Origin of the sequence: Paenisporosarcina sp. TG20 (genome assembly GCF_000286315.1) — a bacterium.
Classification (GTDB): domain Bacteria; phylum Bacillota; class Bacilli; order Bacillales_A; family Planococcaceae; genus Paenisporosarcina.
The window spans coordinates 1-25,367 of sequence record NZ_ALJG01000330.1; the positions used below are offsets into that span (position 1 = coordinate 1).

Sequence of the window (25,367 nt, forward strand, 5' to 3'; positions counted from 1 at the left end):
AGCGATTGTCTTTTTGATGACCACCTTCAAAAGAGTGCTAACTTGGATTCTATTAGCGTTGCTCAGTTGTCACGGCGACTTAACAGCATGAACTCAGACATCTTCCAACCATTGTTTTTGGATTTATTTGTTCAAATTCAGATGAAAACGAATTACTCAAAAATCACGATGCCATTAAAAATCATTGATTCGAGTACGTTACCACTGAATTTGACGAACCATAAATGGGCTAAATTCCGTAAAACGAAAGCAGGAGTGAAGCTGCATTTACGTCTGGTATTCATGGAAAAGGAACTCTCATATCCCGAAAAAGTCGTGCTCACAAACGCGAAGGAACACGATCGTGGTCAACTTGAAGTGATGGTGGATAACAAAGAATGCATGTACGTATTCGATCGTGCCTACTTAGATTATGAACGTTTCGATCGCATGACAGATGACGGGTACTTCTTCCTAACTAGATTACGCAAAAACGCAGTAGTACGAGTGGTTGATGAATTTAAACTACCCAAAGATTCCGCTGTTATATCGGATCAAATGGTATTAATTGGCACCACACAAAACCGTGCTGAAAACTATTTTCGCTTACTCAAAGTCATCGATTCAAAAGGCAATGAACAGCAGTTAATCACTAATCGTTTCGACTTGAGTGCCGAAGAAATCTCGGAAATGTACAAGTCGAGATGGGCGATTGAACTATTTTTCAAGTGGATCAAGCAACATTTGAACATTAAAAAGTTCTACGGCCAAAGTGAACAAGCCATTCATAATCAGGTTTTCATCGCACTGATTGTATACTGTCTTCACGTGTTAGCGCAGATCGCAACGGGAAGTAAGTATAAAATCCTCCGAATAGGCCGATATTTAAAGGCTTCACTTTGGAAGCCAGCACATCTTTGGATTCGAAAAATCGAAGGAAAAGTGGTTCCGTAATAAGCAAACTGTCATCGTTGAAAAAGTCTAATTGTAAATAAAAACCAAATGGATGGAGCCCCCTTTATTGGAGTGTTTCCTTTTTTGGCTTTTACCCACAAAAATAAGTAGATTGAATTTTCAGTTACTATTTATGCAACACTAGCGACTGGTTATATCTATATTGGTGAATTTCAGAAAAAACAAGTCAGATAGATAAGGGAATTTAATCTGTTTTCCTTATTTATGGGCAAATGCAACCGAACCTCACTAATCAGCGAAGAAATAATCCGAATCGATACTATAAGCCCCAACAAAATGGAATCTCCCCGGTAGCACAATAGCGCTTAACGATCGGTTAAGGCAACTCATATGGAAGAGATGGAAGAAAACCAAGACAAAATACTCGCAACATAGAAGATTGGGAATCTCGTATAAAGAAGCTGGGTGATTGCCAATATTCGAAAAGGATATTGGAGGATTTCATCCCGAAAAACTCTTCATAAGCAATTAAAACAAAAACGCTCAATAAATGGGGCCACAAAGACCTAAATCAAAATTAATGAGTGTTGATACTTAAGTTATTGAACCGGTATATACCGAACGGTACATATGGTGGTGTGAGAGGTCGGTTAATCAATTAATGATTAGCCTTCGTCAATTTTAAATTACTGTATATTTTTTAGTGGATTTTTGAATTATTTGTGCTATAATAGGAAAGTCGTATAAATCATGCTCAATATAATTAAATGATTCCTGATTAGAGTGGAGGGATAATGATGCGCGTTAACATCACATTAGCTTGCACAGATTGCGGCGAGCGCAACTATATTTCAAAGAAAAACAAGCGTAACAACCCGGAACGTCTTGAAATGAAAAAATATTGCTCACGTGAAAAGAAAATGACTACACACCGTGAAACAAAATAAAACCATTTAACCAAAACCTGCTCAGGTTTTGGTTTTTTTCATGGAGGGAATCATATTGGAAAAATCTATATTGCGAAAAATGACCTTACAGGTTTTAAACGAAATGGAATTGCTAGAGCATCAGCAAAAGTCCCAAAAGATACAAAAGAGATTAATAAAAGAAGATGACATCAAAAATGCACAAATCATTGGAATAACATTATCGTCTCTTCCTGAAGTTGACACATGGAACTTAATTGAAGAACTTTGGAACCAAGGAAAACAAGTAGCGGTTCCTAAGTGTAACCCTATTTCTCGTGAAATGAACTTCTATGTGATTGACTCATATAATCAACTAGAAGTTGTTTATATGAAATTAAAAGAACCTATTCCTAACATGACAAAGTCAGTCAATGAAAACCAAATTGATGTATTAATTGTTCCTGGCGTCGTTTTTGATAGGAGAGGATATCGAATTGGTTTTGGTGGAGGTTACTATGACCGTTTCTTAAGTGGTTACGGTGGACCAACCGTTGCTTTAGCATTTAATAGTCAAATGATTGAAAAAGTACCTGTTGAACGGTTCGATTTGCCTGTAAACATTATTCTAACTGAGAGCGAACGTATTCAATGTTCGAATACGGAGTAATTACGAAATTATACTATACAAAAACTTAATTTATTGAAACCCTGTCGCCTAGATCGATTGGGTTTTTTATTTTTATAAAAGACATATAATCAATAATATTTTAATAAACATGAAACTTTTAGAGGTTACAAACGTCTTATAGAGGGTACTTAAATGTGAGCCTACTTTAAATCATTAGTAGTTATCAAGAGTCAATAAGATTGCTTAATTCATAAAAAAATGTTATGATTTAAAAATGCGTCTTTCTATTCGGGAAAAAGTAGTAGCTCCTTTCAGTCGGGTAAGAAACACACCTTATTGATTGACGAAGCATTATTCAGAGTTGTCGTTTGACCCTTTTATTGTAGGGGATTGTACGAATACTAGCTGTGGATAAAAATTGAAAGTATGAGGTAAAGGGGTTGTTTTGAATGAAGAACGAAAAATACTCTAATCATTTAATCTTAGCGGTTGCTATTATACTGACATGGATTAAAACATATGTGGTGTATCATACGGGTTTTGACATGAAAATTGAAAATGTTATGCAACATGTAATCCTATTTTTAAATCCCTTAAGCTTTTTACTTGCGGTTTATGGTATTTCATTATTTTTTAAATCTCCAAAAGTAAGAAATCGATATATTTTAGTAACGAGCTCTGTTTTGGCGATTATTTTATACCTAAACGTTGCATTTTATCGCTTTTTTAGCGACTTTATAACATTGCCAGTGTTATTCCAAACAAGTAATTTTGGTGATTTAGGTACATCTGCAGCAGAAAGTGTTTATATCACAGATATTTTTTACTTTATTGACGTTATTTTAATAATTGCTGCAATCAAATGGTTACCGAATGTTAGAGAAGTAGCAATTGTAAAACCTGCCATTCGTCGAGCTTATTTTGTGTTAGCTGCCGCTATTCTATTCTTGAATTTAGGACTTTCAGAAACTGAACGTCCACAACTTTTAACACGAAGCTTTGATCGGGAATTATTAGTTAAAAATATTGGGACATACAACTATCATGTATATGATATCTATATTCAATCAAAATCACATGCAAAACGTGCGTTAGCGGATGGCAGTGAATTAGTCGAAGTAAATAACTATGTTCGATCAAATCAAGCAGAACCTAATTATGATGTATTTGGAACTGCGGAAGGTAAAAACTTGATTGTTGTTACCTTGGAGTCACTACAAACGTTTGTGATCAACGAAGAAATGAACGGAGAAGTAGTAACACCGTTTTTAAATAAACTATCATCAGATAAAGATACGTATTATTTCCCTAATTTCTACCATCAAACAGGATTAGGTAAAACATCTGATTCTGAGTTTATAGTTGAAAATGGGCTGTATCCATTGGGTGGAGGAGCAGTTTTCTTCACAAATAGTGGGAACACATACAATTCAATGGCTGAAAAACTAAATGAAAAAGATTATTTTACAAATGTCATGCATGCAAACAACAAGAGTTTTTGGAACCGTGACATGATGTACAAGGCATTAAATGTTGAGGAATTTTATGATGTAGAAAGCTATGATATTGCAGAAGGCGAAGCTGTTAACTGGGGGATGAAAGATGTCCCTTTCATTAAACAATCTGTTGATCTCATGGCAGAAATGCCCCAACCTTTTTATTCGCGATTACTTACATTAACGAACCATTTCCCATTCTATTTGGATGAAGAAGATAAATTTATTCCTGAGTATGATTCGAATTCTGGAACATTAAATCGTTATTTCCAAACGGCTCGTTATCTGGATGAATCAGTAAAAGTTCTATTTGAAGATTTAAAAGAAAAAGGTTTGTACGAAAATTCGATTATTATGATGTACGGTGACCATTATGGTATTTCAGAAAATCATAATGAAGCGATGGCACAATATTTAGGCAAAGAAATTACACCATTTGAAAGTGCGCAATTACAACGGGTACCAATGTTTATTCATGTTCCTGGTTCTAATCAAGGGCAAGTGATGGAAGAAGTGGCCGGACAAATAGATATTCGACCAACACTCCTACATTTACTTGGTATTGAAACAAATAGAGATATGCAATTAGGAGCAGATGTATTCTCTAAAGAGCATGAAGAGTTTGTTGTCTTCCGTGATGGACGTTTTGTTACAGACGAATTGGTCTATGCAGGAAACATCTGTTACGACAAAGAATCCGGTGAAGAAACAGAAATTGAAGCATGTGCACCGTATATTGAACGTGCAACAGAAGAACTTGGATATTCGGATGAAATTATAAATGGAGACTTACTTCGTTTTTATGATGAGAAAACAGGGAATCTTTTAAATGCTGAACCTCAAAAAGATAAATAATTTTCTAAATAAAAACCGGCAAAAGTGTTTTACACTTTTGCCGGTTTTTTTGTAAGTAAAAATAGGGAGGCTTTTTGAAATTCCAATTTAATTTAATTTTGCGTTTTTAACTAGATTTTATCTAGATGTCTCGCCTTTTCATTATGGTGTTGCTTGTAAGTTCATAATGTTTTACAATCATCGATTTAATACTTATGGCCCCGCAGTTCATTTAGTAGAAGACGAGGAGAAAATTGCGCATATTGCATCTAATAAGCTGCTTTATTAATTAACTAAAATAAAAAGCTGACGTTCAAATTGAACGTCAGCTTTTTAGATGTTAATGTAAAGAAGGTGGATAGCCTTGATTCCAGATTGTCATTACTGTGAAAAACCCAAAAATTGCAAAAGTTCCAAAATTAAAGACAAGACCTAGAAGATTTTTTTCTTTGAATGATTGAAAAGTACCAACTGCAGCAAAAATAGCAACAAGTCCAAAAATAACCATTAATAAGTTCAATGAAAGCACTCCTTTTGACTCAGACATTAGATGTTGAAGACAAGTTTTCTCCTTTATTATAAGTTTTTAAAAGAGTTTTGTCGAGTAATAAATAGTGTCTGATATATGTACGTCAGTGTATATATAGATTCTTTCTGCTACAATTATATGGAGGTGATATACATGTTAAATATAAGAACATTTCCATTAGGTCCATTACAAACTAACTGTTTTTTAGTGTCAAGTCAAGAAAAAGAATGTTTGATTTTCGATCCAGGTGAACAAGGAGATCAATTAATAAAAGAAATTCGTCGACTAAAATTGAAACCTCTTGCCATACTTTTAACACATGCTCATTTTGACCATATTGGTGCTGTTGATGTTGTCAGAGATGCCTTTAAGATTCCTGTTTACATTCATAAATTAGAAAAAAATTGGCTGATGGATTCAACTAAAAATGGGTCAGCGAGATATAGGGAATTAACTTTAGTGGAAGGGAAACCAGCAGATCTTCTAATTGAAGAAGAAGGACCACTAGATATTGGATCATTTTCATGTAGAATTTTCCATACTCCGGGACACTCACCAGGGAGTATTACTTATTGGTTTAAAGAGGATGGCTTTGCTATTGTAGGAGATACACTGTTTCAAGGTAGCATTGGGAGAACAGACTTACCCTATGCAAACCATAAAGATCTAATTTCATCGATTCACAATAAACTACTCACTTTACCAGAACATACCATATGTTATCCTGGTCATGGTAATCCAACCACTCCTGAAGAAGAAATGGATAGCAATCCATTTTTGAATGGATTATAAGGGCAAGAGTAAATACATAACATCTTCTTGTTCGTGTTTTCAGATTCGGTAAAGGGGACGGATAAAAACCTGTAAGTCAAAATTTTATATTTTACACACCATTAAAAAAGACAACCAATTTATTTGGCTGTCTTTTTTCTTTACCATTATTGTCTAGTTCACAGAAATAATCTGCTATTGCTTACTTAATTGCTACCGCCCATTACTTGGATAAATGTCGTATAGTAAGTAAAGCCTGCAAAAAATACTGTTAAATAAGCGCCAAAGATATAGAGGTACATGCGCTCTGATAGGTTTAAGAAACCTAAAAGAATGAATATTCCTGTGTTAGCTAATAATAATAATGAAGCCGGATACATATCGCCTAAATAAAACAAAACTGAGAAAATCCCTGTCCAGAAACCCATCACCTTATACATATTGTTCATGAGAAAGTCCCCTCCTTTTACAACTAACATTAATCTCTATCTCATTATAAAGGTTTTCGTTCCCAGATGTAAACTCTAGAATGTCTTTAGAATGTGACAGACCCGTGGAATTTATAAACTCTTCTAAAAAATAATAAGAAATCAGTATTGCTTGACACAAGTATCCCCTAATATTAATCAAAACTAACTATTTTTATCCTAGTTATTTTTGTAACATGCTATAAGAAGTACAATTTTAATTTTGTCTTGTGTACTCTTCAATTTTTTATTTTCCGATTGCCTAACATTTTACGGTGAGATGAAATATTGGCAACATGAAGTCAATCATATAAAAGGTAGATCTGTATATTGACTACAATTTGCCCTTATCGTTAATTAGCTAAAATCTAAACTTGGTGAAAAGACAAATAATAATAGTTATAAAATTGTTATGGATTTATCGGCCAGAACAATTTGAGCCTCTATGCCTCAAAAGAAAATTATTCCCCGCATTTTAACAGGCAAAATTTAAATTTCCTGTCTAAAAACCGGTAAAATTTAATTTTGGGCTTAAACATTCCCAAATACTTAGATAGTAGATATAGTGAAATGTAACAGGTAAAGAGCGGTCCTTGCCTGTGTAGGGTGAATGGTAGAAGGTATGATTGAATTATTAAATATCATTGAACAAAAAAGTGAGGAGTTAATAAAAAGAGCAATTATTGCTCGCGCTTCTGACATTCATTTAATTCCATCTGCTGGACTATACACAATCTATTTTAGATTACACACTAAACTTATCCCTGCAGGTAAGCTTCACCTGGAAATTGGGGATCGTATAATCTCGTACTTCAAGTTTCTATCCTCTCTAGATATCAGTGAAAAAAGAAAACCCCAAAGTGGTTCATTCCAGAAAAATTTTAATTCTCATACATGCTCGTTTCGAGTTTCTACTTTACCATCTGTTCAAAATAAAGAAAGTCTCGTAATTCGAGTTCAATTACATGATGATTCTAAACCTTTGCATGAACTGTCTCTTTATAAAGAGGCAGCTACTTTGCTGCATGACTTTATGGTTTCCAGACAAGGACTGTTATGCATTACTGGACCTACAGGGTGCGGCAAGACAACAACTATGTATTCACTAACTAGCTACAGTGCACAACAACTTAATAGACATGTCATTTCTTTAGAGGACCCAGTAGAAAATAGTCAATCTCATTTGCTACAAATTCAAGTAAATGAGCGTTCGGGTATTTCGTATGCCTCGGGATTAAAAGCCATATTACGTCATTCTCCTGATGTCATAATGATTGGTGAAATTCGTGATGCTGAAACAGCTCAAGCAGCTGTTCAAGCATCGTTAACAGGTCACTTAGTTATTACAACCGTTCATGCGAAAAATCCAATAGGTTGCTTATATAGATTAATGGATTTAGGAATACCCATTGACGATTTGGAACAAGCGATACTCGGTATAACTAGTCAACAACTAGTTATAGAATCTTATGATAGTCAAGATGAACGAATCATTCCAAATCGGTCATCTTTGTATGAAATTCTATATGGACAAACACTTGAACAAGCGATTGAAGCGATTAAAACTGGTGGGACATTCAAAATGCCCATAGAATTAACACTTTACGATCAATATAGAAAAGGGGTTGAAAGTGGTCTTATTCAAGTTCCTCCAATCACATATTGATGTAAAACATCAGCAAATACCAAAGAAAAAACAAGCACAGTTTTTGAAAAGACTATCTTCTTTATTAAATGAAGGATATACATTTTATGATTCGCTAATTATGCTTTTACCTCATCATGTAAAAAAGAGTAAAGAAGCACAAGAAAAGCTTGCAAATCAATTGAAAAATGGTGATGGAGTGACCTTGATACTGATGACTTTAGGGATACCAAAGAGTCATTTATTATCGATTCAAATGGCTGAGTCGCATGGTAGATTACATCAAGCTTTACATGTTCTCCATACACATATTGCCATGGTAGAACGTGCAAAAGCCAGTTTGAAAAAAGTTGTAATGTATCCTGTTTTTTTATTTAGTATGCTTGCTGGTTTATTTGTTGCTTTTCGAACTTACTTTTTACCAAATATGAAATTGCTAGCTTCTTCAAGACAAGCTGCAACGTCTGATTCTATTAACTGGGCTAGCACTTTACTTCATTTGCCAGATGCTTTGTTAGGTGTTTGTCTACTATTGCTTTTTATTACTTTAGCCTTTAGGTGGAAAATTAAAAGATACTCGCTTGAGCAACAAGTCATAATCTTGCAAAAGACTCCAGTACTATCTAGCTGGATTAAATTATTGTGGACAAAAAGTTTCTCACAAGAGATAGGAATGTTATTAGCGAGTGGTCTTTCTTTACAACATGCGTTAATTGCTCTTAAAGAACAAAGATTCCAACCATATTTACAGGTAATTGCTGAGAGTATTTACAAATCAGTTTTAGTTGGTGAATCTTTAAAACAAGCTGTAAAGGTATCCGATTGCTTTATAAATGATTTTTCGACGTATATTGCACACGGAGAAGTTAGTGGGCATTTGGCACGGGAACTACTAATTTACAGTGATTTACTGAATGAACAAACTGAGGCATCTCTAACAAGATGGCTATCATTCGTACAACCTGTGCTATTTGGTGTGTTAGCAATTTGTATACTAGCTGCTTATTTATCAATTTTATTACCTGTCTATGGAATGATTGATTTTATTTAAAGAGGGAGGAAGCGACAATGAAGAAAATTATATGTCAAAAGGGTTTTACTTTAATCGAAATGATGGTAGTTTTGCTAATTATATCTGTTCTAATCTTAATTGCTATTCCAAATGCAACGAAACATTCAGCAACAATTGATAAAAAAGGTTGTGAAGCATATGTGAAAATGGTGCAGGGGCAAGTGGAATCATATCGTATTGATAAAAAACTTATACCAACAATTGAAGACTTGGTGAGCGATAGTTATTTAATTGCAGGTGAAACAACTTGTCCAAATGGAAAGCTAATACTAATTGATTCGACAACTGGTCTTGTAACGGAAGCTATCCCTGAATAATAGAGGATATTCATTTATTGAGTTATTACTTGTGCTGATGATTGTTTCAGTTATCAGCACAAGTGCTTTATATATGAATAATAGATATATGGAAAGGCAAACATTTGATTTGTTTTATAATCAACTAAAACTCGATGTAAGTCACATACAATCTAGGGCATTAGCAGAAAAAAAGTATATAAAATTGATTTTTGATACAGGAGGAACTCGTTACATCGGAAGAAGGTCAGTATACGACGCTCTTTTCATACGGAATTTACCAAAAGGATACAGTGTGTCACAGACTAGCACATTAAAAGAATTCGGTTTTCAGGCTAATGGGTCTATTGAAACTTTTGGGACACTCAATATTCTAACACCGGATGGAACAAAAACTATTCGTGTTTATATCGGGAAAGGACGTATGAAACTTGAGGAATGAACAAGGTTTTTCATTCGTTGAATCTATCCTAACAGTTAGCATTATATTTTTACTATTTGGATCATTAATACCTTTTACCAATCATATGAAACTCCAACTAGAAGAAAAAAGAATTGCACTACATATAGCTATTACAAAAAACCAAGCCTCAACATCAATAAAGAATGGTCATTTGTTTGGTGAAGTTATTCTAAATGATGTGAAATATTCATGGGAATGGAATTTCCCAACACTATGTGTAAAATATATATTTTTTGAAGAGAGTAATGAATCATGCGAAGCATATTGACGACTAAAGGTTATACCTTAATAGAGGCAATTCTTCAACTATCAGTTTTGCTATTGTTTTCACAATTAATTTTGTTTTATGCTGTGTGGTTTAGTCAAATAGAAAAACATTTCTTTAATTCCGAATTAATTGATTGGGAAATGTTTTCACTCGATATGGAAAGTATCGTGTCTGATGTAACGCATATAGAAGAGCAAATGAATCAAACTGGTATTCGTTTTCTAAAAGACGGAGTCGAATATGATATTGAGTGCTATCCATCCCTTATTCGAAAACAAAAAAATCGTTTAGGCCATGAACCAATGTTAACTGAAGTGAAATTATGCAAAATACAGGTATTAGATGATCAAGTATTGATATACGTGGAGTTTGAAAACGGACGAAAAGAGGAGAGAACGTATGAAGTATTTGTATCCTCATAATGAATTTGGCTTCTTGCTTCCTGTGGCTATTGTTTTATTATTTATTGTTTCCGGTATACTTCTCTACTTTGTAACGTCCTACGTTTCTCAGGTAAATATATATGAGATGTTGGAAAGTCATTATAAATCTGCTACTATTAATGAAATGAGAAATTAGCGATAATAGTCGTTTTGTGAAGATTGGTAACGAAGTAAGCGAGGTAGGAGATGAAAAAAATTTATTTAATTGGTTTCATGGGATCTGGAAAAAGCGCAATCGGAAGACGATTGAGTTATTCGCTTAAAATTCCTTATTATGACATGGATCAAGAAATTGTGAAAAAGATGGGAATGAGCATCCCGGAAATTTTCGCAACCTATGGAGAGACTTTCTTCAGGCAACAAGAACATGAATTTCTTAAAACGTTTCGAGATGAGTGGTGTATCATATCTACTGGGGGTGGGGTAGCAGTTAATCCTAGCAATAGAAAGCATATGAGGAAAACAGGTTTAGTTTTATTTTTAGATGCCACGTTCTCTGATATTTGGAAACGAATCCATCGTGATGTAAACAGACCCATCGTACAGTCCTCAACTCGCGAAGAACTAGAAGCATTATATTCATTTAGGAAACGACACTACAAAGCCGCAAAACACATTACAATAAAAACTGAAGGACGATCATTAAGACAAATAACAGAATATGCTGCATTTCAATTCCATCGCCTAAAGACGAACAATTAATGAATAATATTATTAACCGTTCGTTTTTAGGTAAATAAATAAATTAGATTGCTCTTACTTCAAATCAATGTTAGGATATAGAGAGTAAAACTGCCTTTGTACATTGATTTATTTATAACCAAAACGATTTGTTTTGGGCGGATGAGTATACGAGGAGAGAACGCGCTAGTCGCGTCGCCGAAGGAGCAAGTAGCTACGAATCTCTCAGGTAAAAAAGACTCGTATAGGACGCATCTCTGGAGAACGCTATTTTTTAATAGCTACCAAAGAGGAAAGCCTATTTCAGGTAAACTTTCAGGTGCCAGGACAGAGAATTCTCAGTTAATGGGGATTCTCTGTCCTTTTTTAGGTCTTAAAAAGTCCCTAACTTTAAAACAGGAAGGGTAAGAATTTTACCTAAAAGGACTCAGTTATCAAATCTTCTTACTTTCTCCAAAGAAAACTTGTACTTATTATATAGAAGCGGAGGAGAAAAAAATGTCTGAAAACTTAAAACGAACCCCTTTATTTGATTCGTATAAATCATACGGAGGCAAAACAATTGATTTTGGTGGTTGGGCATTACCTGTTCAATTTTCTAGTATTAAAGAAGAACATGAAGCCGTTCGAACAAAGGCTGGTTTGTTTGATGTCTCGCATATGGGTGAAATTACTGTTAGAGGCGAGGATAGTCTAAACTACCTGCAAACATTACTCACAAACGATGTGACAAAGCTACAAAATGGTCAAGCGCAATATAGTGCAATGTGTTACGAAGATGGTGGCACTGTTGACGACTTACTAGTTTATAAAATTTCACATAATGATTATTTATTGGTAGTAAATGCATCAAATATTGAAAAAGATTTCGAGTGGATGAAAAAGTTAGTGGTTGGAGACACTGTTGTACAAAATGTTTCAGATTCCTATGGGCAACTTGCATTACAAGGCCCTCTTTCTGAAGATGTTCTTCAACGTCTGACAAATGAGAATCTAAATAGTATTGGTTTCTTTAAATTTGTAGAAAATGTAAAAATTGGTGACCACAATGTGCTAGTTTCACGAACAGGCTATACAGGTGAAGATGGTTTCGAAATTTATGGGAGTCCAGATTCAATTGTCGCATTATGGGATTTGATTTTATTGGAGGGTAAAGAAGATGGAGTTCTTCCTTGTGGCCTTGGTGCACGAGATACACTTCGTTTTGAGGCCTGTTTAGCTCTATACGGTCAAGAACTTTCAAAAGATATCTCTCCTTTAGAAGCAGGAATTGGTTTTGCGGTGAAATTGAAAAAAGACAATAACTTTATTGGTCAGAAGGCACTCGTTGAACAAAAAGAAGCTGGAATACCACGTAAGTTAGTCGGGCTTGAAATGATAGATAAAGGCATACCTAGACACGGTTACACAATTTATATGAATGACCAACAAATTGGTGAAGTTACTACAGGTACACAATCACCAACGCTTAAGAAAAATATTGGTCTAGGTCTAATTGACCGTAAATTCAGTGAGCTTGGAACAGAAGTTGAAGTGGAAATTCGTGGGAAACGATTGAAGGCTGTGACTGTAGCTATTCCGTTTTATAAACGCCAAAAATAATTGCTGAAAAGAGGTTATGACCTAATGAGACATCGTTATTTACCAATGACTGAACAAGACGAAAAAGAAATGTTAGATACAATTGGTGTTTCTTCTATAGATGAATTGTTTTCTGATATCCCTGAAAAAGTACGTTTCCAAGGACAATACAATATTAAGCCTGCAAAATCAGAGTCATCTTTATTGAAAGAATTATCTCAAATGGCTGCAAAAAACGCAGATAATAGAAACTACGCTTCTTTCTTGGGTGCAGGAGTATATGATCACTATAAGCCAATCATCGTCGATCATGTGATTTCCCGTTCAGAATTTTATACAGCATATACACCTTACCAACCTGAGATTTCACAAGGTGAATTGCAAGCAATCTTCGAATTCCAGACAATGATCTGTGAATTAACTGGTATGGATTTAGCAAATTCATCCATGTATGACGGAGGAACTGCACTAGCTGAAGCGGGAATGCTCGCTGCAGGACATACAAAACGTAAAAAACTTCTTATATCAGGTGCAGTAAATCCTGAGTCACAAGATGTTGTTCGTATGTATGCTCTCGGTCAATCAATTGAAGTGGTACAAATTCCAACAAAAGATGGCATAACTGATATTGATGCACTAAATAATATGATCGATGACAATACAGCAGCAGTATTGGTACAATACCCGAACTTTTTTGGTCAAGTAGAAGATATTCGTAAAGTTGAATCTTTGACACACGAAGCAAATGCATTATTAGTTGTGTCATCAAACCCTTTAGCATTAGGTATTTTAACTTCACCAGGAAAACTAGGGGCTGATATTGTAGTTGGAGATGCTCAACCCTTTGGTATTCCAGAATCATTCGGAGGACCACATTGCGGATACTTCGCAGTAACTAAAAAATTAATGCGTAAGGTTCCTGGTCGTTTAGTAGGTGAAACTACTGATGAAGTTGGTCGTCGTGGCTATGTGTTAACATTACAAGCGCGTGAGCAACATATTCGTCGCGATAAAGCTACTTCAAACATCTGTTCAAACCAAGCATTAAACGCACTAGCAGCTTCAGTAGCCATGACGGCACTTGGTAAAAAAGGTGTTCAAGAAATTGCAACGCAAAATATTTTAAAAACAAACTATGCTAAAAAAGCATTTGAAGCAGCCGGATTTAATGTCCTGTATCAAGGTTCACATTTTAACGAAATCGTTGTTAATGTAAAGGGATCTGTAACTGTATTAAATAAAGAGTTATTTAAAAAAGGTATAATTGGTGGATTTGACTTAGGAAAAGTTGATCAAAACTTAGAAGGTCATGCTCTAATAGCTGTTACTGAACAGCGAACTAAAGAAGAAATCGATGCGCTTGTGCAAGAAATGGGGTCTTTCCGTGCATAAAGATAATCAACCATTAATTTTCGAACTGACAAAAGAAGGAAGAATCGGTTATAGTTTACCAGAACTTGATATTCCAGAAGTAGAATTATCTTCTTTACTACCTGAAGGTTTACTTCGCGAAGAAGCGGCAGAACTTCCAGAAGTATCTGAGCTAGATATTATGCGACATTATACAGCACTATCAAAACGTAATCATGGTGTTGATTCAGGATTCTATCCACTTGGATCATGTACTATGAAGTACAATCCTAAAATTAATGAGTCGGTAGCACGTTTTCCAGGATTTGCAAATATCCATCCGCTACAAGATGAAGAGACAGTTCAGGGAGCTATGGAGTTAATGTTTGATCTTCAAGAACATTTAATTGAAATTACAGGGATGGACGAAGTGACTCTACAACCTGCTGCTGGAGCCCACGGTGAGTGGACTGCACTAATGATGATTAGAGCCTTCCATATATCAAACGGAGATACACAACGTACCAAAGTAATCGTTCCTGACTCTGCACATGGAACAAACCCTGCTTCCGCGACAGTTGCAGGCTTCGATACAATTACTGTTAAATCAAATGAATATGGACTAGTCGATTTAGAAGATTTAAAACGTGTTGTAGGCGATGATACAGCAGCATTAATGTTAACAAACCCAAACACACTAGGCTTATTTGAAGAAAACATTTTAGAGATGGCTTCAATTATTCATGGTGTAGGTGGTAAATTGTATTACGATGGAGCAAATTTAAATGCCGTTATGTCTAAAGCACGTCCTGGAGATATGGGCTTTGATTGCGTTCACTTAAACTTGCATAAAACCTTTACAGGTCCCCATGGTGGGGGTGGGCCCGGATCAGGTCCAGTGGGAGTAAAGAAAGATTTAATTCCATTCTTACCAAAACCCGTTTTAGTGAAAACAGAACAAGGCTATCACTTCGATGACAACCGTCCACAATCGATTGGAAGAGTTAAGCCCTTCTATGGTAACTTTGGTATTAACGTACGTGCATACACGTATATTCGTTCAATGGGTCCAGATGGCTTGAAAGCGATCACTGAATATGCGGTACTTAATGCAAATTATATGATGCGTCGTTTGCAACCACATTTCGACTTGCCTTATGATCGTCATTGTAAACATGAGTTCGTATTAAGTGGTCGTCGTCAAAAGAAATTAGGTGTTCGTACACTTGATATGGCAAAACGTCTGCTTGATTTCGGCTATCATCCACCTACGATTTACTTCCCATTAAATGTTGAGGAAGCAATGATGATTGAACCAACTGAAACAGAGTCCAAAGAAACGCTAGACGCATTTATAGATGCAATGATACAAATCGCCAAAGAAGTAGAAGAAACACCAGAAATCGTTCAACAAGCACCTCATACAACGGTAATTAAACGTTTGGATGAAACAAAAGCTGCACGTACACCAGTTTTACGATATATAAAAGCATAAAAACATATGCTTTATTGACAATGATTTTGTGAGTCGCTTTTAACGGCAATCCACAAATTATAACTTATTGTATTGAATGAAGGGACTGTCTTAAAAGTCATTTAAAAAGACTTTTGGACAGTCCCTTTTCATTTCATATTTAACTAAAAGAATTACGTTTTCAATTAAATCCAATATTCGCTTCTTCATTGTCCCAATCATTCTTTTTGGAGCGCTTATTTTGTTTTTGTAGCTCTTTTATACGTTCTTCATAAGCAAGCTTACCATCATAGTGCCAGTTTAATGCAACAGACATGTACAATTCATTTAATTGAGAAATGGATAAACCTTTTGTAAGTTTTGCCATTTCTGAAACTTGTTCTTGAGAAAAGATATTCTTCAAGTCCAGTTTGCGTAGATACAGTTTACGAACTTCCGAAGGAGGATCTGGAATTTCATATGCTCGGTCAAAACGACCAGCACGGTTAATCAAAGCAGGATCGATTTTTTGTGGGTGGTTTGTTGTTCCAATGATGAACAGTCCCTCCCGTGATTGAGTACCATCAAGAGTGTTTAAAAAGACAGACCGAGTGTATTCGGGCATAGAGTCGATATCTTCAATGACTAGTATAGCTGGTGCCAATCTTGTGACAATACCAAAAACTTCTTGTATCGAATGACTACCAGTAAATTCAGTGATTTGCCAATACACAACTGGAGCATTAGTTGATCCGGTAATGGACTTAACAATTGTTGTCTTCCCATTTCCTGGTGAACCATAAAGTAAAATACCTCGCTTATATGGCAAGCCATATTCTCTGAAGAACTGTCCGTCATCAGTGAAAAACTGGTCAATGGAACGGAAGATATCTTGTTTAATTGATTTCTCCAACATAACATCATCCCGGTTGACTGCTGCGTGTTCTCCGTAATTACGACGTTTTACCCCTTCCTCAGTATCGACTAAGAAAGTAATGGATTGCATTAACATTTGACGTAGTTTTTCGTTGATGTCTTGTAAAAAAAATAATGCTTTTTCAGCAGATTGTGCATAGCATTGCAGCACTGGCCAGATATGATCTGGTGTATAGAAAGAAACTAAAGTCAAAGCAACTTCATGCTCTGGAAAATAAATAAGTTGATTTTCAAACGTATTAACAACTTTTAATTGATTTCCGTTAGCATCTTCAGTTGTTGTGGCCACTTTTCCAAGAGTTCTTGCTTCATAGATATGACTAAGAGATTCGTAGGGAAGGAGTCCTTTTTCCATCATTTCTAGTACGTTAACATCAAGCTGTGAGATGGTTTCATCAATATGGATATGTTGCCAGATTCCATTAAGTCTATTTTGTAACGTAGCGATAATTCGCTTTGAAACAAATGCTTGATCTTCATAGTGTGGAAGAGATTGTCTGGTATTTTCTTGGTGTGAAACGAGTGTTTTTGTTTTCATTCGAACCTCCAATTAATATGTTTGAAATTTATTTTCTATAGATTAAAAAAGTTCCTCCGAATGGAAGAACTTTGAGATTTTTATTTTGACTTAATTTTACCAGTCCACTGACGGAATCCGCCTTTTAATTGATAGATCTGTGTACAACCTTTTTTCTTTAGGAAGAGAGCTGCACGTCCGCTTCTCGCACTATTTTGGCAATACAAGTAAACTGGCTTGTCTGGTCGAATTTCTTTAAAACGTTGGCGCATTTGTGAAGACGGAATATTGCGAGCGCCTAAAATGTGTCCACCATCGAATTCTTTTGGTTCACGTACATCTACAAGTTGTGCTTTTCGATACCCTTCAATAAATTGTGCTTGCGTTAAACTTGATACGTTCTTTCTTAATCGAAGTAATGTGATTAAAAAATAAATTAATATACCGAAAAAACCAGCAGCGATAATATATAAATATTCCACGAAAACTTTCCCCCTTCTATCTATGTACTTATTATACTATTTTATAACTAAAAATCCTACCATTTCAAAAGTGAAGTGAATCATATTATTTTTAAAAATTATTTTAAAAAGAATGGTATGTTCAATATTATGTATATAATGAGAGGGATGTTTCACACAGAATTGCCCCTTAATGAATGCTAGAAAAAGTCAGTCAATTTTCTCTGAATTAAAAAAAAACCTGTGATTATAATAGACACAATATTTCGCTTTAACTCATAGTTGTTTTCGAAAAAGAAACAGTAGTCACAACACATTTGATTTGTTAATATAAATAGCATTGTGAGGAGGAAAATACATGTCTAAACCGATTTGGTATTTTATTAATTCAGGCGCTTGTCGTCCATCGTTTAACATGGCACTAGATGAGGCGTTACTAGACTGGCATAGTGAAGGACTCCTTCCACCAATTGTAAGGTTTTATAGATGGTCTCCTGCGACATTATCGATTGGTTATTTCCAAAATGTAGATAAAGAAATTAACATGGATGAAGTAAGAAAACATAATTTAGGTTTTGTTCGTCGTCCTACAGGAGGGCGGGGGGTATTGCATGAACATGAGTTAACATATAGTGTGATCGTTAGTGAAGACTACCCTAACATGCCAAGGACAGTGACTGAGGCTTACCGTGTTTTGAGTGAAGGTTTATTAATCGGGTTTAAAAATCTTGGACTCGATGCCTATTTTGCAGTGCCTAATACAGAAGAGAAAAGAAATGATTTAAAAAATCCAAAAAGTGCTGTTTGTTTTGATACACCATCTTGGTATGAACTAGTTGTGGAAGGCAGGAAAGTCGCAGGTAGTGCTCAAACTCGACAAAAAGGAGTAATATTGCAACATGGAGCCATCTTACTTGATTTAGATGAAGAAAAATTAGTTTCTTTATTTAACTATAGAACCGATGAAATCAAAGAACGTGTTCTTGAGGGCTTATTTAAAAAGGCAGTTCCTATAAATCGTTTATTGGATAAACCAGTAAAAATTGAAGAGTGCATCCACGCGTTTAAAGATGGATTTTCCGATGGACTAAATGTAGAACTCAAACCTTATTTCCTTACAAACGAACAAATGGATTATGTAAAAGCTCTAGAAATTCGTCGCTATGCAAATGATGAATGGACATACCGAAAATGAATTATTTTAAATTTTAAGCTTTAGTAAGAATCCTCTCTAGTAAAACTTACCAAAAAGATAGTATATCAATAATAGTTAATAAGGACTATTTTTATGGTTAAATAGAACTATGAATGTTGCTGTGTATGGAAACTAATAATAAACTTTTATTTGCAGGGTAATTCAATATATAGTACCCTAAACACATCGATAGATACAACATGTAGTAATTTAACCGATAAATAAGGAGGAATTAATAAATGGTACTTGTTTCTAAACAACATATTGAAAAATTAAACATTGAATCATTAAATCAAGACATCGCAGCATTTCCTAAAGTTCACGCAATTACCGATGACATGAAATTAACACATAAAGGTGTATCACGATTGGTTATGATTGACCGATATTCATTTAAGGATACTGAAAAGAAAACTTTAAAAGTTGGAGATTTCGTTGTATTAACAGTTAAAGAAGATTCGAAATTTCCTGCTAGAGGTTTAGGGCATATTGTTTCAATAGACAGAGATTTGAACAAAGCACGAGTTTTGATTGAAGAGGATTACCGAAGCGCCATTGATGATCCTGCTGAACAGCAAGCTGGAATAGTCAATCGATCTATTCACGTGATTGAAAAGCCGTTAGAAGTTTTTTATGAACAAATTGCAAAACGCAATGCTACAGGGTTAGCATCAGTTGAAAAAACGGAAGAAAAGAAAAAAGAATGGTTTCAAAAATTTTATGAACAGTTAGTTGCATTGAAATTCATCCCTGCTGGTCGAGTGTTATATGGAGCTGGAGCAGGTACGGATGTCACTTATTTTAACTGTTATGTCATGCCATTTGTACCTGATTCACGTGAAGGAATCTCTGACCACCGTAAACAAGTGATGGAAATCATGAGCCGTGGTGGAGGGGTTGGAACGAATGGATCGACATTGCGACCTCGCAATACATTAGCAAAAGGTGTAAATGGAAAATCATCTGGTTCGGTATCTTGGTTGGATGATATCGCGAAATTGACACATCTTGTTGAGCAAGGCGGTAGCCGCAGAGGGGCACAAATGATTATGCTAGCGGATTGGCATCCAGATATTGCGGAATTTATTATTTCTAAAATGCAGAATCCAAGAATTCTTCGTTATTTAATAGAAAATTCAAATGATGAAACCATACAGCAACTAGCAAAGGAAAAGCTTCAATTCAAAGCGTTAACTGAACAAGAAGAAAAGATGTACCAAGGAATAGTTAATTATAAAAACATTCCAGGTCAAGGTGGATTTAATGACCTTATAATTCGTGATGCAGAAAACAAATTAAATGATGGTGGTACATATAGCGTTAATAACTCTGAATTTTTAACAGGAGCTAATATTTCAGTTACTCTAACCGATGACTTTATGAAAGCTGTTGAAGAAAATCAGGATCACGCTCTTCGTTTTCCAGCTGTTGAAACATATTCTCGAGAAGAGATGGCAGAATACAATCAAAAATGGCATGAGATTGGTGATGTTCGCGAATGGGAGAAACAAGGTCATGAGATTCGAACATATCGCACCATGAAAGCAAAAGATTTGTGGGATTTAATTAATATTTGTGCAACATACGCTGCAGAACCAGGGATCTTCTTTATTGACAATGCAAACGAAATGACGAATGCAAAAGCATACGGTCAACAAGTGGTTGCTACTAATCCATGTGGCGAACAACCTCTAGCTCCATACTCTGTTTGTAATTTAGCAGCTGTAAATTTAGCGCAATTTGCTAATAAAGAAACAAAGACTGTTGACTTTGAAGGTTTAAAAGACACGGTGCGAGTTGGTGTTCGATTGCAGGATAATGTAATTGATGCAACACCATACTTTTTGGAAGAAAATAAGGTACAAGCTCTTGGTGAACGTCGAGTTGGACTAGGCGTCATGGGTCTTGCTGATTTGCTAATTTATTGCGAAAAAGAATATGGATCTGAAGAAGGCAATGTATTAGTAGAAAAAATCTTTGAAACAATTGCAGTGACAGCTTACGAAACATCAGCGGAGCTTGCTGTTGAACGTGGAAGTTTTCCATTTTTACAAGGTGACACAACAGAAGAAACAAACCGTTTGCGCAATGCTTTTATTAATACTGGATTTATGAAAAAAATGGCACCACATGTACGTGAATCTATTCTTGAAAATGGAATTCGTAACTCTCACTTATTAACAGTTGCACCTACAGGATCAACCGGAACCATGGTTGGGGTGAGTACAGGTTTAGAGCCTTACTACTCATTCACATATTATCGCAGTGGTCGTCTAGGAAAATTCATTGAAGTAAAAGCTGATATCGTGAAAGAATACTTAGATGCAAACCCAACTACAAACGAGCAAAACTTACCAGAGTGGTTTGTTGCGTCAATGGAATTGTCACCAGAAGCTCATGCTGATGTGCAGTGCATTATTCAACGTTGGATTGATAGCTCAATTTCCAAAACAGTTAATGCTCCTCGTGGTTATACCGTGGAACAAGTACAAAGTGTATACGAAAGACTCTACCATGGTGGCGCTAAAGGTGGAACGGTCTATGTTGATGGTAGTCGAGACGCTCAAGTTTTAACTCTGAAAGCAGAAGAGAATATAATGGATGAAGATCATCATTATGAGGACGACATCATTGAAAGACGTCCAATTGTGTTAATAGATACCATTCAAGATTTACGCTCAACGACTGTAACTATTGGTTCTGAAGTGGGCAATAAATGTCCAGTTTGTCGTCAAGGAACAGTTGAAGAAATGGGTGGCTGTAATACATGTACTAATTGTAATGCCCAATTAAAATGTGGATTATAAATAAATGAGGTGTCACTAGCATGACTCCTTCGATGCTAGGAATAACGAATTAAACATATGATTTCACATGAGACTCTCAAACTTGTATTAATAGAAACGCCGATTGTATCTTTTCGATATAATCGGCGTTTTTTCGGTTTCAAGGTTAAGAACGAATAAAATAGAAAGTATATAAACTCGGGGTGTCATGACCCCGGTGTTTATGATGTTTTTTAGTATCTTTAGACTAACATTCTAAAAATGAGTACTTTTATTTTAAAATTAAGACTATTTTTTATATTTATTTTGTAAATTGTCTACTCAAGTCGAACACGTTAAATAGTCCATGGATATCTCAAAAGCTGTTGTAGTTAAGTACTTTTCTTGGAATTTGATTAATTTAAGAGAAAATCTATTATTGCCCCCGCGGAAAGCGTCCGTCTGCAACGAAAATCATACCGGAAACTAAAGTAGATACAGCGTATTTTCTTAAAGAACCGGGCGTAATTTGCCGGTTTTTCTTATTAGTTGACCTTTGATCATCTATTTTCTAACTTAATTAACTGAAAAAGAAGATTCTCTAAACTGAAACTATAATAGGGACATCTGTTTCAGCAAGAATGCACATTTTTGTTGGAATATAGTGGTTATTTACTGCTAAGTGGATGAAAAGTAGTCTTGAGTGGACGGAAAGTTATGCTGAGTGGACGAAAAGATGACATGAGTGGACGGAAAGTCGATCTGAGTGGATGAAAAACTGATCTGAATGGACGAAAAGTTCTATTATGATGAAAAGGAGTCCATTCAGAGAGTTAACGACGCGTATAAAATTGTTGCATATTTTTCTTATCCAATAAAGAGCTTAAATTTAATTAACTTAACTGTTTTCCAGAATGTTTTTCAAAAAAAATCTAACGCTATGAATAGAGTGAGTGAGATCAGTCCAAAATTGTATGATAGAGAGGATTGTGATTTGATTGAAGGGATCTCATTTTTTATGGATTTCAACAGCCCATGGTGTAGTTTTTACAGGTATGTTGGGTTTTCTACATTATTTTAAATTTATTTCTTGGCACCCATTAAACTGGACAAAGAGATTGCAAATATTCCCGGATGTGCATAGTTCGGTAAAATGGCTTTTAACATTTATCGTTATTTTAATAATAATAAATATTGTGATTGGTTTATTTCTACTCATTAAAAAGGTACCACCGATTGTCACTTCTATTTTAGTGGGATTTGCTATATGGCTAATTCTCGAATGGTCTATTCACCAAGACTTTTCTCATATTAAATGGAATTCAATTCCGATACTAGTCACTATACTCATAATTAGTCGTGCACTCGCAGAAACGATTCATTATTATAACCGAAAAGTGTATGATAATAAAGGATAGTAGTTGATGCCTACATGTTATGATAAGATGAATGGGAACGATGGAAATGGGGTAACAAGATGAAAATTCTTTGTTTGAATGGTCCAAACTTAAATCGTTTAGGTAAACGTGAACCATCTATTTATGGATTGGAAACGTTGGAAGATGTGACACGTTCTCTCACAAAATACGGTGAAGCATCAAATGTTGTTGTGGAATGTAAACAATCTAACCATGAAGGTGAACTAATCGATTGGTTGCACTTGGCAGAAGAGGAGCAAGTTGACGGGGTTATATTAAATCCTGGAGCGTATACGCATACCAGCTATGCGATACGTGATGCTATCTCCTCTATATCAATTCCAGTTATCGAAGTACATATTTCAAATATTCATAGCCGAGAAACTTTCCGTCACCAATCGGTTTTGGCAGCAGTTTGCCAAGGACAGATATGTGGACTTGGTACATTTGGATATACGTTAGCCTTGGAAACATTTTTACATAGAAGAAAAGGGGAATCTTAAATGGATAAATTAACTAAATTACGAAACGCTTTAGATGAACACCAAATTGATGCTTTACTAGTTACAAGTGGCTACAACCGCAGATACATAACTGAATTTACAGGAACAGCTGGAGTAGCCATTATTTCAAAAGATCAAGCTGTTTTTATCACGGATTTTAGATATACTGAACAAGCAGAAAAACAAATTGCCAACTTTGAAATTGTAAAACATACAAAAACTCTAATTGAAGAGGTAAGCGTCCAGATAGATAAAATGGGCGTGAAAAAACTAGGATTTGAGAAAGATAATATGACTTATGCGATGTTTGAAAGTTATCAAAAGGCTATCAATTCAGAACTTATACCAGTATCAGGTCTTATTGAAAAAATACGCTTGATTAAGACTCCTCAAGAGATTACTATTATTAAGGCTGCCGCAGAAATTGCAGATGCAGCATTTACACACATCCTATCATTCATCGCACCTGGTAAAACGGAATTAGAGGTTTCAAATGAACTTGAATTCTTTATGCGAAAGCAAGGTGCGTCTTCATCTTCATTTGATATTATCGTCGCTTCTGGTCTTCGTTCTGCACTTCCACATGGTGTGGCTAGTGAGAAAACTATCGAAAAGGGCGATTTTATTACATTAGATTTCGGTGCATTGTATAATGGTTATGTATCAGACATTACAAGAACAGTGGCAGTTGGAGAACCGAGTGAGCAATTAAAGGAGATTTATCAAATTGTCTTAGACTCACAAATGTTGTCTCTTGAAAAAATAAAACCAGGCATGACAGGTATTGAAGCTGATGCTGTTGCTCGGGATTACATTAAGTCAAAAGGATTTGGAGAAGCATTCGGTCACTCTTTAGGTCACGGAATTGGGTTAGAAGTACATGAAGCGCCGGGGTTGTCATTCCGTTCTGAAACAGTTTTAGAAGAAGGTATGGTGATCACAGTTGAGCCAGGCATTTATTTACCTGGTGTCGGTGGTGTCAGAATTGAAGACGATACGATAATGACCGCTACTGGAAACAGCAAAATAACACATTCTACAAAAGAGTTACTTATCTTATAATTTTGGAGGAAAACTCATGATATCAGTTAATGATTTTAAAACAGGTTTAACAATCGAAGTAGACGGAAGTATTTGGCGTGTACTAGATTTCCAACACGTTAAACCAGGTAAAGGCGCAGCTTTTGTCCGTTCTAAACTGCGCAATATTCGAACAGGTGCAGTTAATGAAAAAACATTTAGAGCTGGAGAAAAAGTACAAAAAGCTCAAATCGATAATCGTAAAATGCAATATTTATATGCGAATGGCGATCAACATAATTTTATGGATACTGAATCTTATGAGCAGTTTGAACTTGAATCAAAACAAATTGAGTATGAGTTAAAATTCCTACGTGAAAACATGGAAGTTCATATCATGCAGTATCATGGTGAAATATTAGGCGTAGAATTACCTAATTCTGTTGTTTTAGAAGTAACAGAAACTGAACCGGGTATTAAGGGAGATACTGCTAGTGGTGGTACAAAACCAGCGATACTAGAAACAGGTCTTTCCGTACAAGTACCTTTCTTTATCAACCAGGGTGACAAGTTAATTATTAACACAACAGATGCTTCTTACGTTTCTAGAGCACAATAACGACCTAGCTTGAGTAGACGGTTTCCCGCCCTACCCAAGGAGCGTTAAAAGGCTATTTGTCTTTATAACCTCTGATATGTCGAAGATTTGCAGAAAATATTAAAGTTTAATCATTCTATTTATAAATTGAGAGTTACCAAATGCATTAATGCAT

The 25,367-nt window shown here is 35.3% G+C and carries 25 protein-coding genes and 1 riboswitch; of the genes, 21 read left to right on the plus strand and 4 right to left on the minus strand.

Features of this window, described 5'->3' with window-relative positions:
• The 4 genes from B371_RS0113955 to B371_RS0113970 form a co-directional block, all read left to right on the plus strand.
• On the plus strand, nt 1-933 hold a 933-nt coding region (locus B371_RS0113955), incomplete at its 5' end, for an IS4 family transposase (RefSeq protein WP_019414928.1).
• Nucleotides 934-1,691: 758 nt separating this feature from the next.
• A complete protein-coding gene (gene rpmG, locus B371_RS0113960) occupies nt 1,692-1,841 on the plus strand; it encodes a 50S ribosomal protein L33 (RefSeq protein WP_017380101.1) in 150 nt (49 codons plus the stop codon).
• Nucleotides 1,842-1,896: 55 nt separating this feature from the next.
• Entirely contained in the window at nt 1,897-2,469 is a 573-nt protein-coding gene (locus B371_RS0113965) for a 5-formyltetrahydrofolate cyclo-ligase (protein WP_019414929.1), read from the plus strand.
• A gap of 410 nt (nt 2,470-2,879) precedes the next feature.
• The gene (locus B371_RS0113970) at nt 2,880-4,781 is read left to right on the plus strand and encodes an LTA synthase family protein (protein ID WP_019414930.1); all 1,902 of its coding nucleotides are present in this window, start codon (nt 2,880-2,882) and stop codon (nt 4,779-4,781) included.
• A 319-nt stretch (nt 4,782-5,100) separates the two neighbouring features.
• Here B371_RS0113970 and B371_RS0113975 read toward each other — a convergent pair whose 3' ends face one another.
• A complete protein-coding gene (locus B371_RS0113975; protein WP_026023075.1) occupies nt 5,101-5,280 on the minus strand; it encodes a DUF2759 domain-containing protein in 180 nt (59 codons plus the stop codon).
• 162 nt (nt 5,281-5,442) lie between these two features.
• On the opposite strand from B371_RS0113975, the gene B371_RS0113980 reads away from it, so the two are divergent.
• Nucleotides 5,443-6,081, plus strand: a complete 639-nt coding sequence (locus B371_RS0113980) for an MBL fold metallo-hydrolase (protein WP_019414932.1) — start codon at nt 5,443-5,445, stop codon at nt 6,079-6,081.
• 185 nt (nt 6,082-6,266) lie between these two features.
• Here the strand turns inward: B371_RS0113980 and B371_RS0113985 are convergent, their stop codons facing one another.
• Nucleotides 6,267-6,509: a DUF2626 domain-containing protein gene (locus tag B371_RS0113985; RefSeq protein ID WP_019414933.1), complete on the minus strand. Its 243-nt coding sequence runs from the start codon at nt 6,507-6,509 to the stop codon at nt 6,267-6,269.
• Between the two features lie 640 nt (nt 6,510-7,149).
• Here B371_RS0113985 and comGA point away from each other — a divergent pair.
• The 10 genes from comGA to gcvPB all read left to right on the plus strand — a co-directional run bounded on the left by comGA (nt 7,150) and on the right by gcvPB (nt 15,821).
• Complete coding sequence (comGA, locus tag B371_RS0113990) at nt 7,150-8,193, plus strand: competence type IV pilus ATPase ComGA (RefSeq protein ID WP_026023076.1); 1,044 nt, start codon at nt 7,150-7,152, stop codon at nt 8,191-8,193.
• The gene (gene comGB, locus B371_RS0113995; RefSeq protein ID WP_019414935.1) at nt 8,159-9,223 is read left to right on the plus strand and encodes a competence type IV pilus assembly protein ComGB; all 1,065 of its coding nucleotides are present in this window, start codon (nt 8,159-8,161) and stop codon (nt 9,221-9,223) included. The genes comGA and comGB overlap by 35 nt, the downstream gene beginning before the upstream one ends.
• A gap of 17 nt (nt 9,224-9,240) precedes the next feature.
• Complete coding sequence (comGC, locus tag B371_RS0114000) at nt 9,241-9,561, plus strand: competence type IV pilus major pilin ComGC (RefSeq protein ID WP_019414936.1); 321 nt, start codon at nt 9,241-9,243, stop codon at nt 9,559-9,561.
• Nucleotides 9,554-9,982, plus strand: coding sequence for a competence type IV pilus minor pilin ComGD (gene comGD / locus B371_RS0114005; RefSeq protein ID WP_255348667.1), 429 nt, complete (start codon nt 9,554-9,556; stop codon nt 9,980-9,982). The genes comGC and comGD overlap by 8 nt, the downstream gene beginning before the upstream one ends.
• Nucleotides 9,972-10,271 (plus strand): hypothetical protein, encoded by a 300-nt coding sequence (locus B371_RS0114010; protein WP_019414938.1) that lies wholly within the window; start codon nt 9,972-9,974, stop codon nt 10,269-10,271. Before comGD ends, B371_RS0114010 begins: the two co-directional genes overlap by 11 nt.
• A complete protein-coding gene (comGF, locus tag B371_RS0114015; RefSeq protein WP_019414939.1) occupies nt 10,256-10,693 on the plus strand; it encodes a competence type IV pilus minor pilin ComGF in 438 nt (145 codons plus the stop codon). Before B371_RS0114010 ends, comGF begins: the two co-directional genes overlap by 16 nt.
• A 207-nt stretch (nt 10,694-10,900) precedes the next feature.
• Nucleotides 10,901-11,416 (plus strand): shikimate kinase, encoded by a 516-nt coding sequence (locus B371_RS0114025; protein ID WP_019414941.1) that lies wholly within the window; start codon nt 10,901-10,903, stop codon nt 11,414-11,416.
• A gap of 141 nt (nt 11,417-11,557) precedes the next feature.
• Nucleotides 11,558-11,647: riboswitch (glycine riboswitch) on the plus strand.
• A 246-nt stretch (nt 11,648-11,893) separates the two neighbouring features.
• Nucleotides 11,894-12,997 (plus strand): glycine cleavage system aminomethyltransferase GcvT, encoded by a 1,104-nt coding sequence (gene gcvT, locus B371_RS0114035; protein ID WP_019414943.1) that lies wholly within the window; start codon nt 11,894-11,896, stop codon nt 12,995-12,997.
• A gap of 24 nt (nt 12,998-13,021) precedes the next feature.
• Entirely contained in the window at nt 13,022-14,368 is a 1,347-nt protein-coding gene (gcvPA, locus tag B371_RS0114040; RefSeq protein ID WP_019414944.1) for an aminomethyl-transferring glycine dehydrogenase subunit GcvPA, read from the plus strand.
• Complete coding sequence (gene gcvPB, locus B371_RS0114045) at nt 14,331-15,821, plus strand: aminomethyl-transferring glycine dehydrogenase subunit GcvPB (protein ID WP_369751111.1); 1,491 nt, start codon at nt 14,331-14,333, stop codon at nt 15,819-15,821. Before gcvPA ends, gcvPB begins: the two co-directional genes overlap by 38 nt.
• A gap of 160 nt (nt 15,822-15,981) precedes the next feature.
• Here the strand turns inward: gcvPB and B371_RS0114050 are convergent, their stop codons facing one another.
• Nucleotides 15,982-17,253 (minus strand): ATP-binding protein, encoded by a 1,272-nt coding sequence (locus B371_RS0114050; RefSeq protein ID WP_019414946.1) that lies wholly within the window; start codon nt 17,251-17,253, stop codon nt 15,982-15,984.
• An 80-nt stretch (nt 17,254-17,333) separates the two neighbouring features.
• Entirely contained in the window at nt 17,334-17,714 is a 381-nt protein-coding gene (locus tag B371_RS0114055; protein ID WP_019414947.1) for a rhodanese-like domain-containing protein, read from the minus strand.
• A gap of 337 nt (nt 17,715-18,051) precedes the next feature.
• Here B371_RS0114055 and B371_RS0114060 point away from each other — a divergent pair, with 337 nt between their 5' ends.
• The 6 genes from B371_RS0114060 (at nt 18,052) to efp (ending at nt 25,213) form a co-directional block, all read left to right on the plus strand.
• On the plus strand, nt 18,052-18,888 hold the full coding sequence (locus B371_RS0114060) for a biotin/lipoate A/B protein ligase family protein (RefSeq protein WP_019414948.1): 837 nt from the start codon (nt 18,052-18,054) through the stop codon (nt 18,886-18,888).
• Nucleotides 18,889-19,127: 239 nt separating this feature from the next.
• Nucleotides 19,128-21,695, plus strand: a complete 2,568-nt coding sequence (locus tag B371_RS0114065; RefSeq protein WP_019414949.1) for a vitamin B12-dependent ribonucleotide reductase — start codon at nt 19,128-19,130, stop codon at nt 21,693-21,695.
• 956 nt (nt 21,696-22,651) lie between these two features.
• On the plus strand, nt 22,652-23,071 hold the full coding sequence (locus tag B371_RS0114070) for a hypothetical protein (protein ID WP_019414950.1): 420 nt from the start codon (nt 22,652-22,654) through the stop codon (nt 23,069-23,071).
• A 59-nt stretch (nt 23,072-23,130) separates the two neighbouring features.
• On the plus strand, nt 23,131-23,574 hold the full coding sequence (gene aroQ, locus B371_RS0114075; RefSeq protein WP_019414951.1) for a type II 3-dehydroquinate dehydratase: 444 nt from the start codon (nt 23,131-23,133) through the stop codon (nt 23,572-23,574).
• Complete coding sequence (locus B371_RS0114080) at nt 23,575-24,636, plus strand: aminopeptidase P family protein (protein ID WP_019414952.1); 1,062 nt, start codon at nt 23,575-23,577, stop codon at nt 24,634-24,636.
• 16 nt (nt 24,637-24,652) lie between these two features.
• Entirely contained in the window at nt 24,653-25,213 is a 561-nt protein-coding gene (gene efp, locus B371_RS0114085; RefSeq protein ID WP_019414953.1) for an elongation factor P, read from the plus strand.
• The last annotated feature ends 154 nt before the right edge of the window (nt 25,214-25,367 follow it).

Coding starts and splice junctions, on each gene's coding strand:
- rpmG (WP_017380101.1), top strand. CDS start 1,692: ATGCGCGTTAACATCACATTAGCTTGCACAGATTGCGGCGAGCGCAAC.
- B371_RS0113970 (WP_019414930.1), top strand. CDS start 2,880: ATGAAGAACGAAAAATACTCTAATCATTTAATCTTAGCGGTTGCTATT.
- B371_RS0113980 (WP_019414932.1), top strand. CDS start 5,443: ATGTTAAATATAAGAACATTTCCATTAGGTCCATTACAAACTAACTGT.
- B371_RS0113985 (WP_019414933.1), bottom strand. CDS start 6,509: ATGAACAATATGTATAAGGTGATGGGTTTCTGGACAGGGATTTTCTCA.
- comGA (WP_026023076.1), top strand. CDS start 7,150: ATGATTGAATTATTAAATATCATTGAACAAAAAAGTGAGGAGTTAATA.
- comGC (WP_019414936.1), top strand. CDS start 9,241: ATGAAGAAAATTATATGTCAAAAGGGTTTTACTTTAATCGAAATGATG.
- comGF (WP_019414939.1), top strand. CDS start 10,256: ATGCGAAGCATATTGACGACTAAAGGTTATACCTTAATAGAGGCAATT.
- B371_RS0114025 (WP_019414941.1), top strand. CDS start 10,901: ATGAAAAAAATTTATTTAATTGGTTTCATGGGATCTGGAAAAAGCGCA.
- gcvT (WP_019414943.1), top strand. CDS start 11,894: ATGTCTGAAAACTTAAAACGAACCCCTTTATTTGATTCGTATAAATCA.
- gcvPA (WP_019414944.1), top strand. CDS start 13,022: ATGAGACATCGTTATTTACCAATGACTGAACAAGACGAAAAAGAAATG.
- gcvPB (WP_369751111.1), top strand. CDS start 14,331: ATGCGCTTGTGCAAGAAATGGGGTCTTTCCGTGCATAAAGATAATCAA.
- B371_RS0114050 (WP_019414946.1), bottom strand. CDS start 17,253: ATGAAAACAAAAACACTCGTTTCACACCAAGAAAATACCAGACAATCT.
- B371_RS0114060 (WP_019414948.1), top strand. CDS start 18,052: ATGTCTAAACCGATTTGGTATTTTATTAATTCAGGCGCTTGTCGTCCA.
- B371_RS0114065 (WP_019414949.1), top strand. CDS start 19,128: ATGGTACTTGTTTCTAAACAACATATTGAAAAATTAAACATTGAATCA.
- aroQ (WP_019414951.1), top strand. CDS start 23,131: ATGAAAATTCTTTGTTTGAATGGTCCAAACTTAAATCGTTTAGGTAAA.
- B371_RS0114080 (WP_019414952.1), top strand. CDS start 23,575: ATGGATAAATTAACTAAATTACGAAACGCTTTAGATGAACACCAAATT.
- efp (WP_019414953.1), top strand. CDS start 24,653: ATGATATCAGTTAATGATTTTAAAACAGGTTTAACAATCGAAGTAGAC.